14 protein-coding genes are annotated in these 17,156 nt (G+C 30.1%); 10 read left to right on the forward strand and 4 right to left on the reverse strand.

All coding sequences use genetic code 11. From position 1 onward, the window contains the following. Window positions 1-55 precede the first annotated feature (55 nt). The 10 genes from ACJDTP_RS09690 (at window position 56) to ACJDTP_RS09735 (ending at window position 12,369) form a co-directional block, all read left to right on the forward strand. Window positions 56-2,086: a M13-type metalloendopeptidase gene (locus ACJDTP_RS09690; protein WP_406761039.1), complete on the forward strand. Its 2,031-nt coding sequence runs from the start codon at window positions 56-58 to the stop codon at window positions 2,084-2,086. 139 nt (window positions 2,087-2,225) lie between these two features. Further along, entirely contained in the window at window positions 2,226-2,402 is a 177-nt protein-coding gene (locus tag ACJDTP_RS09695; protein WP_012061094.1) for a hypothetical protein, read from the forward strand. Between the two features lie 885 nt (window positions 2,403-3,287). Then, window positions 3,288-4,214, forward strand: coding sequence for an ABC transporter permease (locus tag ACJDTP_RS09700; RefSeq protein ID WP_012061082.1), 927 nt, complete (start codon window positions 3,288-3,290; stop codon window positions 4,212-4,214). Window positions 4,215-4,227: 13 nt separating this feature from the next. Continuing rightward, complete coding sequence (locus tag ACJDTP_RS09705) at window positions 4,228-5,172, forward strand: ABC transporter permease (protein ID WP_012061081.1); 945 nt, start codon at window positions 4,228-4,230, stop codon at window positions 5,170-5,172. 16 nt (window positions 5,173-5,188) lie between these two features. Then, window positions 5,189-6,196 carry an ABC transporter ATP-binding protein gene (locus tag ACJDTP_RS09710; protein ID WP_077838909.1) on the forward strand — a complete coding sequence of 336 codons (1,008 nt, stop codon included), beginning with the start codon at window positions 5,189-5,191 and terminating at the stop codon, window positions 6,194-6,196. Continuing rightward, complete coding sequence (locus tag ACJDTP_RS09715; RefSeq protein WP_406761040.1) at window positions 6,196-7,179, forward strand: ABC transporter ATP-binding protein; 984 nt, start codon at window positions 6,196-6,198, stop codon at window positions 7,177-7,179. Before ACJDTP_RS09710 ends, ACJDTP_RS09715 begins: the two co-directional genes overlap by 1 nt. 147 nt (window positions 7,180-7,326) lie before the next feature. Then, window positions 7,327-8,985, forward strand: a complete 1,659-nt coding sequence (locus tag ACJDTP_RS09720) for a peptide ABC transporter substrate-binding protein (RefSeq protein ID WP_406761041.1) — start codon at window positions 7,327-7,329, stop codon at window positions 8,983-8,985. A gap of 768 nt (window positions 8,986-9,753) precedes the next feature. Beyond that, entirely contained in the window at window positions 9,754-10,662 is a 909-nt protein-coding gene (locus tag ACJDTP_RS09725) for a D-2-hydroxyacid dehydrogenase (protein ID WP_406761042.1), read from the forward strand. Between the two features lie 17 nt (window positions 10,663-10,679). After that, the gene (locus ACJDTP_RS09730; protein WP_406761043.1) at window positions 10,680-11,936 is read left to right on the forward strand and encodes a DUF1015 domain-containing protein; all 1,257 of its coding nucleotides are present in this window, start codon (window positions 10,680-10,682) and stop codon (window positions 11,934-11,936) included. A gap of 292 nt (window positions 11,937-12,228) precedes the next feature. Then, window positions 12,229-12,369, forward strand: coding sequence for a hypothetical protein (locus ACJDTP_RS09735; protein ID WP_406761044.1), 141 nt, complete (start codon window positions 12,229-12,231; stop codon window positions 12,367-12,369). Window positions 12,370-12,809: 440 nt separating this feature from the next. Here ACJDTP_RS09735 and ACJDTP_RS09740 read toward each other — a convergent pair whose 3' ends face one another. The 4 genes from ACJDTP_RS09740 to ACJDTP_RS09755 all read right to left on the reverse strand — a co-directional run bounded on the left by ACJDTP_RS09740 (window position 12,810) and on the right by ACJDTP_RS09755 (window position 17,138). After that, the gene (locus ACJDTP_RS09740) at window positions 12,810-14,015 is read right to left on the reverse strand and encodes an MFS transporter (RefSeq protein WP_406761045.1); all 1,206 of its coding nucleotides are present in this window, start codon (window positions 14,013-14,015) and stop codon (window positions 12,810-12,812) included. Window positions 14,016-14,034: 19 nt separating this feature from the next. Next, window positions 14,035-14,466, reverse strand: coding sequence for a MarR family winged helix-turn-helix transcriptional regulator (locus ACJDTP_RS09745; protein ID WP_406761046.1), 432 nt, complete (start codon window positions 14,464-14,466; stop codon window positions 14,035-14,037). Between the two features lie 366 nt (window positions 14,467-14,832). Continuing rightward, window positions 14,833-15,756: a DUF2935 domain-containing protein gene (locus ACJDTP_RS09750; RefSeq protein ID WP_406761047.1), complete on the reverse strand. Its 924-nt coding sequence runs from the start codon at window positions 15,754-15,756 to the stop codon at window positions 14,833-14,835. A gap of 179 nt (window positions 15,757-15,935) precedes the next feature. Next, a complete protein-coding gene (locus ACJDTP_RS09755) occupies window positions 15,936-17,138 on the reverse strand; it encodes an IS701 family transposase (RefSeq protein ID WP_406761048.1) in 1,203 nt (400 codons plus the stop codon). Between the last annotated feature and the right edge of the window lie 18 nt (window positions 17,139-17,156).

Raw genomic sequence — 17,156 nt, forward strand, 5'->3', positions numbered from 1 at the left:
ATAGTAAGTTATAAACGCTAATTATAAAAAACTATCCTGAAAGAGAGGTGTAGTAATGAAAAAAATTAAAAAGTTAAGTATCGTAGCAAGTATAGTAGCATTTATGCTGGTTGTATCTAATGGATCACATAATATTGCAATGGCAGAGGAATCATCAGTAACAAACAATAGTCAAGGAGTAAGATTAAATGATGATTTTTATGATGCAGTAAATAGTGATTGGATTAAAAATGCTAAAATTGAAGATGGAAAATCTACTGCGTCTACGTTTGATGATGTTGAGAATAAAGTGACAGAACAAATCAAAGATATAATTAACAATTTGTTGATTAATAAGGATGCGTATAAAGAAAATAGTGATGAGAAGAAAATAATAAATATTTATAATAATACTTTAAATATAGAAGCAAGAAATAGAGAAGGGATAAAACCAGTAAAGGAAAATTTAGATGAAATTAAATCAATTGGAACAATAGATGATATTACTAAGCTCTGGAAGGATAAGAGGATATTAAACTCAACAATAAAGTTTTCTGTAGAAAAAGATATAAAAGATGTGAAAACAAATATACTTTATATAAGTCCTACTGCGCTTAGTTTAGGGGATTCAGATGAATATACTAATCCAACAGAGAATAGCAAAAAAGAGCGTAAATTAACGGAAGATTATTATAATAAAATATTGATGTTAAGTGGATATACTCAACAAGAATCTCAGAAAAAAGTTGATGATATGTTTAAATTTGAAGAAATGGTAGCTCCGTATATTAAAGGAAAAAAGGAAAAGGCTACAACTAAGAATTTAATTGATGAAGAATATAATGTATATACAGTAGCAGAATTAAATAATTTAGCTCCCAATTTAAATCTACCAGAAATTATGAATTATGTGGGAATAGACAAAGCTAATAAGATTATTTTAGAAGATCCAGAATGGTTGAAAGCATTTAATAAATTATATAATCAAGAAAATTTACCTCTCATTAAAAATTATATTGAAATAGTTAATTTACTATATGCATCAAATTATTTAAGTGAGGATTTTGAAAATGCCAATAAAGAATACGCAAGTAATATGCTAGGCATAACTGGTAATGTATCAAAAGAGGAAGAGGCCGTTGATAATGTAAATTCTATGATGGGAATGGCTATTGGAAGACTTTATTCTGAAAAATATGTTCCTGAAAAGACTAAAAAAGATGTAGAGTCTATAACAAAGGATATTATAGCAGTTTACAAAAAGAGAATTGATAATCTTGATTGGATGAGTAGTCAAACTAAAAAAAATGCTATTGATAAGCTAGATAAGTTAAAGATAAAGATAGCGTATCCTGACAGTTGGAATGATTATTCAAAGTTAGATATTAAATCATACGAAGAAGGTGGATCACTTTTCCAAAATGCAATGACACTTAGAATATTTGAGCGTGATAAGATGTTTAATAAAATAAACAAACTAGTGGATAAAGATGAAGATCAGTTTAAGCCTCAAACAGTTAATGCTTTTTATAGTGCAACAGAAAATTCAATTATTATACCAGGCGGAATAATTCAAGGTCATTTTTATGATGTAAATGCACCTAAGGAAGTTAATTTAGGTGGAATTGGAGTTATTATTGGCCATGAAATTAGCCATGCCTTTGATAATACTGGAGCTCAATATGATTCTGATGGTAACCTTAATAATTGGTGGACCGAAGAGGATTATAAAGAATTCATGCAAAAAACTCAAAAGGTTGCAAATTTTTATAGTCAGATTGAAGCAATGCCTGGTAAAAAGTTAGATGGTAATCTTACTGTGGGAGAAAATATTGCAGATATAGGTGGAGTATCCTGTCTTTTAGATATATTAGGTGAAATGAATAATGCAAATTATAAAGCGTTTTTTGAAAGTTATGCAGTCACTTGGAGACAGATAACAACAAAAGAATATGCAACATATGCATTAATCATAGATGTTCACTCTCCTAATAAGGTTAGAGTAAATGCAGTCCTACCACAATTTCAAAAGTTCTATGATACATATGGAATTACTGAAAAAGATGGTATGTATGTTAAGCCGGGGGATAGAATAGGGATTTGGTAGTAAAGATGTTTCTATGATAATAATCATTAAATTATATTGCTATTGTAATTTCAAATAATTCGGTTAAGAAGTTGACATTAATTAACTTTGAGCTAATATTTAAATTATACAGTTTAATTAAAGGAGTAGTGATACTATTATGCCAGCAGGAAATGGAGTAAATTGCGGAGATTGTGGTGAACTAAAGCAAGGAAGATGTAATGGAAAGGATCTGACTTGTTTATGTTATAAATGTCCAAGAAAATTAGCACAGTGTATGTGTGTTAAATATTGTAGAGAAACTGAATCAGTATTATATTTTGATGAAGAGAATTAAAATATAAATTTGTAATTACTTTAAATATACTCCTAAAGGAGTATATTTAGTATAAAAAATAATCAAATGATAATGTTGAAAGGCGAATAGCGAGAGAGTAAAATAATGTATAAATAAATGGATATGTGCAAAGAGGCATATGTAAATATCTCATTAAGAGAATTACATATGCCTCTTATTTTATATTATTTAATACTTTAGGAAAGGAAGTTTTAGCAAATGCGTAGTTTAGAAACAAATATAAATTATAGAAATTTATAAAATTAAGTAAAAGACAAAAAGTCTCAATGATAATAATAATTTAAATCTATAAATAAATTAGGACAATCATATAAATACTATTTTACATCAGATTATGATATCAAAAAAAGTATAGAGTTTAGTAAAAAAACTCTATATTTTTTTAATATAAAAGAAATTGTAATTGGAATAATAAGTTATAGCTTTGTACTGAGAAGAATATAATATTGATCATTAGAAACTAGTTAAAATCACGAATATTTAGATTTGTAATGCATATATTTAGTTCATCATAATGGTAATATTTTATGAAATTTACATAGAGTTGATATTATCTATTTCAAATATAATGTTGACATTTTTAGAGAATAAGATTATTATTATAGTATTAAATTGAGAATAAATTAAATTTTATGGAGTAAAAATTAAATATTGATAAATAGATAACAACGGAGTTATTAGACATTTTAGTTTTGTTTAATGACTCCATTGCCATAATATATTGAAATTTTTAAGCGAATGTGGAAGCGCTTCCAAGAAAACAGAAAATATTTAAAATTTTATTAAGAATTTTAAATAATCATACAGAATTTCCAAATATTAAAAAATAAATTATATAAAATAAAAAAAGAAGGAGAGAAATACATGTTAAAATATATTGGAAAAAGATTTCTTATAAGCCTTGTAACCATATGGGCTATAATCACAATAGTATTTTTTCTAATGAGACTTATGCCAGGAGGACCATTTGATGGTGAAAAGTTAACACCACAAATTAAGGCAAATATGGAAGCTAAATATGGAATGGACAAGCCGGTATTAGAGCAATATGGGATGTACATGAAGAATTTAGTTCAAGGAGATTTTGGCGAATCAATGACTTTTAAGGGAAGAGGCGTTACAGATACTATAGCTAAATCTTTTCCAGCATCTGCAAAAATTGGAGGCGTAGCAGTAGGAATGGCCGTGATAACAGGTATAATTCTTGGAGTGCTTGCAGCTCTTAAAAATGGAAAATGGCCGGATAAATTAATAGTGTTTATTTCTACATTATGCATAACTATACCAAGTTTTGTAATAGGTGCGGTTTTAATATATGTACTAGCAGTTCAGTTAGGGTTATTACCAGCGACTGGATTTGGAGAATGGGAGAATTATGTAATGCCATGTATGGCACTAGCAGCAGCACCATTGTCATTTATCACAAGACTTACAAGAAGTAAATTAATAGATGTATTGAAAGCTGATTATATAAGAACTGCGAAAGCAAAAGGCTTAAGCAAAACTACAATTATATTCAAACATGCATTGAGAAATTCTTTGATACCAATAGTTACATATATTGGACCATTAATAGCAAGCATATTAACAGGAAGTTTTGTAACAGAAAAGATTTTTGCGATTCCAGGGCTTGGAAATGAATTCGTACAATCAGTTACAAATAGAGATTACAGTATGCTGCTTGGAGTAACTATATTCTATGGAACAATGTTAGTATTTTTTGCTTTCTTTGTAGATGTAATATACGTATTAATTGATCCAAGAATAAAACTACAAGATGCAGAAGTTTAGGGAGGAAGAGAAGATGGAAAATGGATTAAAAGTTAAAAAGGATTTATTTACTCCTCTAAGCGAAGAAGAAAAGAAAATTGAGGTATCAGTAAGACCAAGTATTAGTTATTGGAAAGATGCTTGGATGAGATTAAAAAAAGATAAGTTTGCTATAATATCACTTGTTGTAATAGTAGCTGTAATCCTTGGAGCTATCTTTGTTCCATGGTTATCTAAATACAATTATGCAGCAAATGATTTATCATCAACATATTTGAAACCTTCAGCAGAGCATTGGTTTGGAACAGATAATCTTGGAAGAGATTTATTCGTTAGAAACTTTTATGGAGCAAGATATTCACTTCTTATTGCGGTTTTAGCGGCAGTTATTAATTTAGTAATAGGAGTATTTTACGGTGGAATAGCTGGTTTCTTTGGTGGAAAAGTAGATGCTATATTAATGAGAATAGTTGATATTATATATGCAATTCCGTTAACTATATATGTAATAATATTTATGGCTATTTTAAACAAGCCAGGTTCAGGCGGAAGTGGACTTCTTACAATAGTAATAGCACTTTCTATATCGTATTGGATTGGAATGGCTAGAATAGTTAGAGGTGATATACTTCAATTAAAGCAACAAGAATTTGTTCTTGCAGCAAAATCATTAGGTGCATCAAATGCAAGAATATTAATAAGGCATTTAATACCTAACTGTATAGGGTCAATAATGGTTACATTAACACTATTAATTCCTGAAGCAGTATTTACTGAAGCATTTTTGAGCTTTATCGGTCTTGGAATAGCTGCTCCAAGAGCATCTCTTGGAACTTTAGCAAATGAAGCAATGGTTGGTATTTATACATATCCATATCAATTAATATTTCCAGCAGCGATGATTTGTATAATTATATTAGCGTTTAACCTTTTTGGTGATGGATTGAGCCAAGCATTAGATCCTAAGAACAAGAGATAGGAGGAAGAAAGAGTATATGGAAAGATTATTGGATGTAAAAGACCTACAAACTTCCTTTAAAACTAGTGCTGGTGAAGTACACTCAGTAAGAGGAGTATCCTTCTACTTAGAAAAAGGAGAGGCATTAGGAATAGTTGGGGAATCAGGTTGTGGTAAAAGTGTTACTATGATGTCTATAATGAGACTTCTAGCTGATAATGGAAAAATTGTTGGTGGAGAAATACATTTTAATGGAAAAGATATCTCTAATATTAGGGAATCTGAAATGGAAACTATAAGAGGTAATGATATAGGAATGATTTTTCAGGATCCTATGACATCATTAAATCCTGTATATACAATAGGTGACCAATTAATGGAGCCTCTTTTAAAACATAGAAAAATTAGTAGAGCAGAAGCAAAAAAAGAAGCTATAAAGATGCTTGGATTAGTTGGAATTCCAAGTCCTGAAAAGAGAATGAAACAATATCCTCATGAATTTTCAGGTGGTATGAGGCAGAGAGCGATGATTGCTATGAGTCTAATTTGTGAGCCAAAGCTTATTATTGCAGATGAACCAACAACAGCATTAGATGTTACTATTCAAGCTCAAATTTTAGATTTAATGAAGGATTTAAGAGAAAAGCTTAATACTGCAATTATATTAATAACTCATGACTTAGGAGTTGTTGCAGATGTTTGTTCAAGGATAAATGTAATGTACGGTGGAATAATAGTAGAGACTGGAACAACAGAAGATATATTCTACAGAGGGAAACATCCTTATACATGGGGACTTTTAAGAAGTGTTCCAAATCCTAAAGAAGATATAAAGGAGAAGCTTATTCCAATTGAAGGGCAACCACCAGATTTATTAAATCCACCAGTTGGGTGCCCGTTTACAGCTAGATGTGATTATGCAATGAAGATATGTCTTCAAAAGCAGCCTCCACTATTTGAAGTAGGAGAAAAACATAAAGCAGCATGTTGGTTATGCCATGAGGATGCACCAGAAGTTGAATCACCTATAAGGAGGATAAAGTAGTGGAAGCTAATAAAGATATAATTTTAGAAGTTAAAGACTTATGTAAATACTTCCCTGCAAAGAAAGGCTTATTTAAAGGCAATAGCTATGTTAAGGCTGTAGATAGAGTTTCATTTACAATTAAAAAGGGAGAGACTTTAGGACTTGTAGGTGAATCTGGTTGTGGTAAGACAACTACAGGAAGAACAATACTGAAGCTTTATGAGCCAACATCAGGACAAATAATATTTAATGGAAAAGATATAACAAAGAATTCAGTAAAAGAAATGGTTCCGTTAAGAAAAGAAATGCAGATGATATTTCAAGATCCATATGCATCTTTAAATCCAAGAATGACTGTTGGGGACATAATTGGAGAGGCTATAGATATTCATAAGTTGCTAACAGGTGAAGCAAGAACAGAAAGAATAAGAAGTTTATTATCAAAAGTTGGGCTTGCTAGTGATCATATAAATAGATATCCACATGAATTTTCAGGTGGGCAAAGACAAAGAATTGGTATTGCAAGGGCATTAGCTGTTGAACCATCACTAATAGTTTGTGATGAACCTATATCAGCGCTGGATGTTTCTATTCAAGCTCAAGTTATAAATATGCTTGAAGAACTCCAAGAAGAACTTGGGTTAACTTATCTATTTATAGCTCACGATCTTTCAATGGTTAAACATATATCAACCCATATTGGAGTTATGTATCTTGGAAGAATGGTTGAAAAGGGAGAAAGCAATAAAGTTTATTCAGAAGGATTACATCCATATACACAAGCATTGCTTTCGGCAGTACCAATACCAGATCCAGGTGTAGCTAAGAATAGCAAAAGAATAGTGCTTGAGGGAGATATTCCATCGCCAATAGATCCACCGCCAGGATGTAGATTTAAGGGTAGATGTAAATATGCAAAGCCAATTTGTTCAGAAGTTGATCCAGAGTTAAAGGAAGTAAAACCAGGTCATTTCGTGGCATGCCACTTGTATGATAACTAATGTTTATCAAGAAAAGTAATTAGTTACAATTTAATAATAATTAAGAAATAAAAAAATAATTAGATATTTAGCATACTGTTAAAGAATTTTGGGAAAAATGATTTAAACAGATATAAATAATAAATAATAAATTAAGGGGGAATATAAATGAAAACAAGCAAAGTAAAACAACTTTGTGCAGTAGCTTTGGCAGCAACACTTGGAATGTCAATCTTAGTTGGTTGTGGTTCAAATAAAGGTGGAGATAAAGCAGCTGCAAGTAAACAAGAAATAACTTATAATTTAGGAGCAGATCCAAGAACTTTAGATCCAGCATTGTGTACAGATACTACTGGAACTACTGTATTAGCAAATGCTTTTTCAGGTTTAGCTGAATTAGATGAGAATGAAAAGGCGATTCCAGGTCAAGCTGAGAAATGGGATGTATCTGATGATAAACTAACATATACTTTCCACTTAAAGAAGGATCTTAAATGGTCAAATGGAGATCCAGTTAAAGCAAGTGATTATGAATATGAGTGGAAGAGATTATTAAATCCTGAAACTGCTTCAGAATACGCTTATGCATTATACTATCTTAAAGGCGGAGAAGCTTATAACAAAGGAAAAGGAAATGCGGATACTGTTGGGGTAAAGGCAACTGATGATAATACACTAGTTGTTACTTTAGAAGCTCCATGTCCATATTTCTTAGAGTTAACAGCACAATCATACTACTTCCCAGTAGATCAAAAGGTTGTTGAAAGTAATAAAGATTGGGCAAATGATGCAAAGACATTAGTTTCTAATGGTCCATTTAAAATCACAAATTATACAATAAAAGACTCAGTAGTTTTAGAAAAGAACGAAAATTACTATGATAAAGATAAAGTTAAACTTGATAAGTTAAACTTAAAATTTGTTGCAGAAGAAACATCAGCATGGGCAAGTTATAAATCAGGTCAATTTGATGTAGTTGATACAGTTCCAAAATCTGATGTACAAGGTGCTTTAAAAGATGGAAGTGCTAAGTCATTCCCTAATTTAGCAACTTATTTCTTATCAGTAAATGTTTCAGATAAGGCAAAAGCTGTAGACCCAAATGCTGCTAAGGTTTTAAGTGATCCAAAGGTAAGAAAGGCTTTAAATCTTGCAATTGATAGACAATCAATTGTTGATAATGTTACTAAGGCTGGCCAAATTCCTGCTCATGGTATTGTAGGAAAAGGAATTATAGGTCCATATGGAAAAGACTATACAGAAAAAACTACTTATTTTGATCCAAAGGGAAATGTAGAAGAAGCTAAAAAATTATTAGCTGAAGCTGGATATCCAGATGGTCAAGGATTACCAACACTTCAACTACTTTATAACCCAGAGTCTGGTCACGGTGATACAATGCAAGCGATTCAAGATATGTGGAAAAAGATAGGAGTAAATGCTGAACTTCAAAGCCAAGAATGGAAAGTATTCTTAACAACAAGAGTTCAAAAACAATTTGAGATTGCAAGAGATGGTTGGAATGCTGATTATGTGGATCCTATGACTTTCTTAGATATGTTCCAATCAACATCAGATCAAAATAATTGCGGATATAACAATCCATCATATGATGCTTTAATTGATGCTGCAAAGAAAGAATTAGATCCACAAAAGAGATTTGATATAATGCATCAAGCAGAAGATATGTTAATGAATGATATGCCAGTTATTCCTTTATACTATTACACTAGAACAATAGGTATAAAAGATTATGTTAAAGGCGCTAGAGTATCTGTAATGAACACTATCTACTTTAAAAATGCTTATGTAGAAGGTAAAAAATAATAAACTTTAGTTAAATAAATTGCAAGAACTACTTTAAAATATGCTTATATTTTAAAGTAGTTCTTTTATTTTTTAGGAAGATATAATTAAGTTAAATCCGAAGATAGCTCTTAAAAATAATAGAAATACGCAATCTCAAAAGTGAAGCATGTCCCTATAAAGAAAACTATTTAATATATTCTATTGCAAGCGAGTTTTTACGTTTCCAGCTGAATTAAGTATAAGTACTCGATTACTAGGATTTTGAAAATATATACTTTAGGATTTATATTAAGCAATTTTTAAGACATATTTACATAGATTTAACAGTATAAAAGCATCAATATTAAAATCATAATTTGGCCCATAAAGTATTGAATTAAAGCCAAATAAGTAGTAAAATAAAAAAGATAGGATTTAAGAAGTGAAATAAATATTCCAAGTCCAAAGATAAAATTTAAAGTTTATTATAGAGTAATTTATATGGTGCAGAAGCTTAGAATTATATAGAAATATAAGGAATTTAAGTCTATGCAATTTTTTTAGCTCTACAATTCAGATAAGTTTAATAGGATATGGGAATTGGATATTGTTTATGGCACTTTAGTAGTGGAATTATAATTAATTGTGTGAATTTATGTTAGCTATTATGAAAAGGCGGATAATTTATCTGACTAATAATATTAGTAGTTAATAACTATGATATAACAATTAGTTATTGTTTGAAGCTTATAAATTTTATTAGAAATATTAGCAATAAGCGTATTTAAATTAAGGGGGATTTTAAACATGATCAAAGTATTAACAAACGACGGATTAGAAAATGCGTCAATTGAGGCATTGAATGGATTGGGAGTAGAAGTTGTCAATGAACACTTTAACCAAGATATATTGGGGGCGAAATTAAAGGAATTTGATGCAGTTGTTATTAGATCAGCTACTAAGCTTACAGCTGATGTATTTGAAGCAGAAGCAGGCGGAAATTTAAAATTGGCTATTAGAGCTGGTGTTGGAATAGATAACATAGATATTCCTGCTGCACAAGGAAAAGGAGTAACAGTAAGAAATACTCCATCAGCAAGCTCAGATTCAGTTGCAGAACTTGCAATTGGTCATATGTTTGCACTTGCAAGATTTATTGCGATATCTAACTACACTATGAGAAATGGTGAATGGAATAAAAAGAAATATGAAGGAACTGAAATTGCGGGTAAAACACTTGGAATCGTTGGAATGGGAAGAATAGGTCAATCTTTAGCTAAAAAGGCAACTGCTTTGGGTATGAAGGTTGTATATTATACAATTGAAGGAAAACATGATGATTTAGATTATGATTTTGTATCTTTAGAAGAAGTATTAAAGGTTTCAGATTTTATTTCACTTCATGTACCTTATGATAAAGTGGCTGGTTCCCTAATAGGAAAAAAAGAATTGGAATTAATGAAGAATACAGCATATCTTATTAATTGTGCTAGAGGTAAGGTTGTTGATGAAGCAGCATTAATAGAAGCACTTAATAAAGGTGAAATTGCTGGAGCTGGTATTGATGTATTTGAAGAGGAACCAACTAAGAATGAAGAATTAATTAACCATCCAAAAGTTAGTGCTACCCCACACATTGGAGCTGCAACTAAAGAAGCTCAAACAAGAATAGGTGAAGAAGTAGTTTCAGTAATAAAGGAATTCTTTAATCTATAATTTAGGAGGAATTTTTGATGGCGATAGTTAAAGCTTTTAGAGGAATTAGACCAGTTAAGGAATTAGCTTCAAAAATAGCAGCTTTACCATATGATGTAATGAGTAGTGATGAAGCAAGAGAAATGGTGGTTGGAAATCCACACTCATTTCTCCATGTTGATAGACCAGAAATAGATTTAGATCCAGAAATAGATGTACATGATCCTAAAGTATATGCAAAGGCTAAAGAAAATCTTGATAGAATGATAAGAGATGGAGAATTTATTCAAGATGAGGAACCTTGTTTATACATATATAGGCAAATAATGAATGGAAGATCTCAAACAGGAATTGTATTCTGTGCATCCATAGATGATTATATGAATAATATAATTAAAAAACACGAGTTTACGAGGGCGGATAAGGAACAAGATAGAATTAATCATGTTGATTATTGTGATGCAAATACTGGGCCAATTTTCTTAACATACAAGGAAGATCAAATTGCATCAGAAATAATAGATGCTTGGATTCAGAATGAAAGTAAAAGAAAACCTATATATAATTTCGTAGCCGAAGATGGTATAACTCACATTGTATGGGTTGTAGATAATGAAATTATTATAGACGAAATAATTGATTTATTTAAAGAAATAGATTATTTATATATTGCAGATGGACATCATAGATCAGCTTCCGCTGTAAAAGTTGGGCTTAAGAGAAGAGCCGAAAATCCAAATTATACTGGTGAGGAAGAATTTAACTATTTCTTAGCAGTTGCTTTCCCTGATAATGATCTAATGGTTATGGATTATAACAGAGTTGTTAAAGATTTAAATGGAATGACTAAAGAAGAATTGATTACAAAGTTAGAAGAAAACTTTATTGTAACTAAATCTGAAAATAATGCGCCTGTAAAGCCTGCTAAGAAGCATACATTTGGAATGGATGTTGAAGGAGAATGGTATTTATTAGAGGCAAAAGATGGAACGTTTGATGAAAATAATCCTATAGCGCAACTTGATGTTGCAATTCTTCAAAGTAATGTGTTAACACCAATCTTAGGAATTGAAGATGTAAGAACATCAGATAGAATTGACTTTATAGGCGGTATCAGAGGAATCAAAGAGCTTGAAAAGAGAGTTAATTCAGATATGAAGATTGCTTTTTCAATGTATCCAACAGAGGTTCATGATATTATGGATGTTGCTGATATTGGAGAGGTAATGCCACCAAAATCGACATGGTTTGAGCCTAAATTAAGAAGTGGATTATTTATTCATGAATTAAAATAGTTGTCCTCCAACAATAATCTTTGACGACATGATAAAAAAGATTGAAGATTTTAAGGCAAAAGGACAAGAAAAAAGAATCAAAAATATTGAAATTTATATTGAAATTTAAATAGAAAAGAATTAGAGGGATAAGATTAAAATATTGACTTTCAAGGCTTGAGAGAGTATTGAAATAAAATATGATAAATCTTATCCCTTTTCTCATGTCTTTTTTTCTGTTTAGTTTTCTGCAAACTTTATTATAAAGATCTGTGATTAATGTGGATATATTGAGGCTGAAATTGATGGTTTTGTGAACAATTTTTCTCCAGACTTTATTATAAAGTGTGAATGTTTTGAAGATTTGATGGGAGGGAGAATGGGATGGATAGGTGGATGGAAGGGTGTTGGAAGAATGAGGGGTTCGTCAATCTTTAATATAAAAACACAATAGTTGTCCCTAAACAAAAATCTTTGACGACATCATAAGAAAGATTGATTTCATGATAAAAAAGTTTGAAGGTTTTATTGAAAAGGACAAGAAAAAGAATCAACAATATTGATTTTTATATTGAAATTTAAATAGGAAAAAATTAGAGGGATAAGATTAGAGTATTGATTTTCAAGGCTTGAGAGAGTATTGAGATAAGATATTGATAGATCTTATCCCTTTTCTCATGTAATTTTTTGCTCACATTTTTGCAAACTTTATTATAGAAATCTGTGATTAATGTGGATATATCTAAGTTAAAGAGGAAGGATCTGTGGATAAATTTATACAGACTTTAAATAAGATAAAATGATTTAGAATTTAATAAATAGAAAATTAGAATTAATAAAGGAATTGAAGGATGTTAGCAAAGTGGAATTCCACTAATGCAACAACCTTTTAATCTAAGAAAGTTTCTCTTCTATAATTTCTGGTTCTTTAGAATTATCTATAAAAACATAATAGGAGTATATTAATAAAAGCAAAATTATAAAAATAGCAGAAAATCTATACATAATTGCATAACTTTTATGCTCAGCAATGAAACTTAGAAGAATTGATCCAAGTGTATAGGATAAATCCATGGAAGATAAGAAAGTTCCGTTAGCAGCTCCTTGCCTATTAGAAGGAGATCGGTTTACAGCCCAAGCCTGAAGAGAAGGCTGAACGGCACCATACCCAAGCCCGTAGAATAAGGAGGAGAGTATAAGCATTAAAATAGAGTTTGCATAGGAGAGCGTTATAAGACCTATTATTAAGCAAATTGAGCCGGGTAATATTACTACAGCATGTCCTTTTTCATCAAATATTTTTCCAACAAGAGGACGTGTTATTAAAATCATTGCAACAAATCCAATAAAATAAATCCAAATAGAAGATATTTTTAGCTCCTGTCCGTATAACATTATATAACTCATAATTCCACATAATGTGATTACAAGAAAAAAGCATAATAAAGAAGGTAAGGCAGCTTTTTTTTCAAAGGAATCTTTTAATGAGCATTTGGAAATTGTACTAGATGTTGAAGAGATTTTTATAGTTGATTTAACTTGACTGAGAAATATAATACCAATACCTACTAAAGTTATTGAAATAAGAACAATATTTTTAAAACTGTATAAATTCATTATTACTATTGCAACCATAGGGGATAATGCCATGGATATTATCATTGAAAGAGAATAGTAGCCCATGCCCTCACCGCGTTTTTCTTTTGGTACAATATTAGAAAAAATTGCAGCAGCACCAGTAGAAGCAAGTCCCCAACCTATGCCTTGAATAACGCGAACCAATATTATTGCATCTATTGGAAGCCAGATATATGATAGCGTGCTTCCAGCAAGTATTAGAGCGCCTAAAAGCAGCAGAGGTTTGATTTCAATCCTATCCATAATATTGCCTATGAATAATCTAACAAGTAAAGAAGTTATTGAAAATGTACTTACAACTAGGCTTGCTTCTAAATTATTACCACCACATAGCTTGGCATATGCAGGAAGAGTTGGAGTTAACATATAAAAAGCTAAGTATATAAATAAATTTGAAAGTAGCATAAATATATAATTTTTGGTCCAAAGTTTTGAGGTTTTTAAATTCTTTTTCATTTCCATGTTAAATTCTCCTTTTGTATTATAAGTCATTTATATTGTTATCAATTTTTAAAAGAACCGCATTATATGCATCCAGTTTTTCATGAGATATATCTTTAAGTAATTTATTAAATAAATCTTCTAAAAAAGGAGAAACCTCTTCAACAAGATTTAAACCACTATCTGTTATATGAATTTCAAAGGAACGTCTATCTTCTTTGCTTGGATGTCTTTCAATGAAAGCCTTTCTTTCAAGTATATCAAGTATTCTAGCTAAAGTGGATTGGTCTTTGCCTGAAACCTCAGCTAAAAGTTTCTGACTTATTTTATTCTGATTAGAGAGTTTTAGTATTACTGTCCATTGCTCAGTTGTAATATTAAATTTTTCTAATTTATTATTTAGATAAGATGTTAATTTCTTAGAAACTTTATTTGTTAACATTCCAATATCTTGGTCATAAGATTCAAACATATAATTACCTCCAGTAAATAAAGTTGTTGTAAATATAATTGGCTTACAAATAATTGCTACAACAACTAATTATAAACACATCTGAAAAAATTTCAAGATTAACTTCATTATAAAATAAAAACTATGATGAAAAGAAGATTTATTAATAGTAAAAAGATCCACATTATAAACAAAGTTATCAACAGATTCTGTTGATAACTTTGTTTATAATGTGTGAACAATAACATAAATATTTAATACTTATGCCATTTTTATATTTGATTGATAAATATATGTTCTACTAATCAATCGAGAGATATATTTAGACGAAATTAATTTAACTGTCTTGGCTATTTTGAGTTATAAATTACTTCAAATTAAATGAATTTAAATGTTGCTGAAGGATTTTAATAAGTTTATATAGTGATTTGATTCTCTAAGAACATGATCAGCAAAGAGTGGTAGAATTATTGATTTTATTTTACAAGTTAAAAGGCCTTCAGTACTCTGGGCTTTGAAATTTCTGAGATTAGTGGCTGCACTTAAGGTAGTCTCAGTAAGTTCAGACAAATCTTCTGCTGATTTATCCATATCGGAAGCCTCATCTCTCAATGTCTCGAATTCTTTTCCAAAATTATTAGCTATAGTGAATAATTCTACTTCGGTAGGATCTAGCATTCCTCTAATAGTAAATGAATGTTCTGCTAACTTATCATCCCAAAAATTTTCAAGTATCAGTATATCTCTCTTAGTACCAATTCCGACACCACTTTGCAATCGTGTTAGAAGTTCTGTAAATATTATTGCTTCACTAAGCACATGGTTTAGAACTGCAGGATATAAAGTTGTAAATACCTTGCAAGATAAGACGTCATTTCTAAGTTTTGTTTTAAATTTAATAATCATATTAGTTGCGGCTATAGATTGGTGGTTAAGCATATATACGTTATCGGTTAGCATAGATGTATCACTATTTCTCATACCAGATATTAATGACTTTTCCATAGAAGTTATATTAGAGTCTATAAAAATTCCAGTAGCAAATTGAGTAGCTTTTTCAGCATCCATAGTATATTTTGTGATTATTTCATTGGAATCTAATGTTTCGAAAGGGATAACTCCATCTGATAGTAATATGGCACGAGATAGTAAAGTTGTAAATTCATTTTTAAAAGCATCAGCTTGGCTTATAAGATCTTTGTTCTTTGGTGGTAGGGCTGCTTCAATAAATATCGAGTGTTCCCGCATAATTCTTAGAAAGAATAAGTTTAATTCTAAAGATTGGTTAATAAACTCTTGTTTTGATAGCATTTTTTACTCCTGAATATATTCGTTATATCTTTATAATATATTCAAAAATATAAATTAAGTGATATATTAATTTTCATCAGTTCGCATTATTATGGAAGCTGTGTGGTAAATAATATATAATAACTATAATAGTGCAGTTTTTCTTGAATAATTTTACAGTTGAATAAAAAAACAGATTCTTAAGCTATTTTTAATGACTCAAAAATTTTTTCTATCGGCGTACCGCTTGCGGCAGCTTTGTAAATATATATTACTTTGGACTTTTCTAAATTTTTTTTAGCAGCTTTATATCCAGTATTAAAGTGAAGAGAATCAGTACAGTATATTTTGCAATAATTATAATTTACTAACATTATAATTAGATATCTATTAATGCTTTTTCCACTTCTTACTTGATATCCATCTAGTCCTAAGTACGTTTTGCAATCTCTAAAAAATGGTTCGATTGCCCATCGGTCGGTATATTGAGTTAAAATATCTAACGGTGCTAATGATTTCTCTAAGGAAATAAAAGTTTTCAATGCGCCATCTTTTTGGAAAGCATCTTTAGGATAACTTAAAACAATAGAAACATTCTTTCTATCTTTTAAGTTGCCAACATAATTATAAATGTAGTATTGCTTGTCTTTGACGGTGACGAGGTCAAAGTCTTCAATCTTTAATAATGTAGCAAACTTATGAAGTTTTATTCCTAGTCTTTCATGGCCATACGGAAAAATGACCCTATTAGTTTTTAAAGCACCAATATAGCTATAGCTGGCTTTTTCAGAAGCATTAAAAATATCCTTACAACTATACCAACTATCTGCTAACACATAGCCTTTATTTTCAGGCTTTGGAAGTGTTGTAATTAATTTTTGAGTTAATTCTATTTTACTCATATATTCTTTATCATAAATATCAATTGAGTATGGTAGCACTAATCCGTCACACGATAGTAAAGAAACTACTATTTGATGACCATATACATTCTTACCTTTTAGATGAGAATTATGAAACGAACACTTTTCAATTGGATTTTTAGCCTTTGACGAGGGCTTTGTCTTTTCAGAAATAGTGTCATCAATAATAAAGTATATTGGCTGTTTGGATTCTCTTGATTTAGCCCAAATAAGTTCTATGATATATGCTTTTAATGCTCTTTCTAAAAGTTTTTCATTCCAATTACTATTTGAAAAAAATCTAGTAATACTAGTTCGATGTTTCGAAGGAACAAGCTCCGCTATGTCGGAAATTTTACCGTTATAACCCTTTGATATCATAGCATTCATTATATTTTCTAAATGCCTTAATTGAGGCTTAGTTAAGTAAAAATCAAAATTTAGTTGTTTTAAAAAATTGTATATTGATAGCTCATCTGATATAATTGTATTCTGAAACATTTATGTATAGCTCCTTGC

Source organism: Candidatus Clostridium helianthi (assembly GCF_045310795.1).
In the GTDB taxonomy this organism is placed as follows: Bacteria; Bacillota; Clostridia; order Clostridiales; family Clostridiaceae; genus Clostridium; species Clostridium helianthi.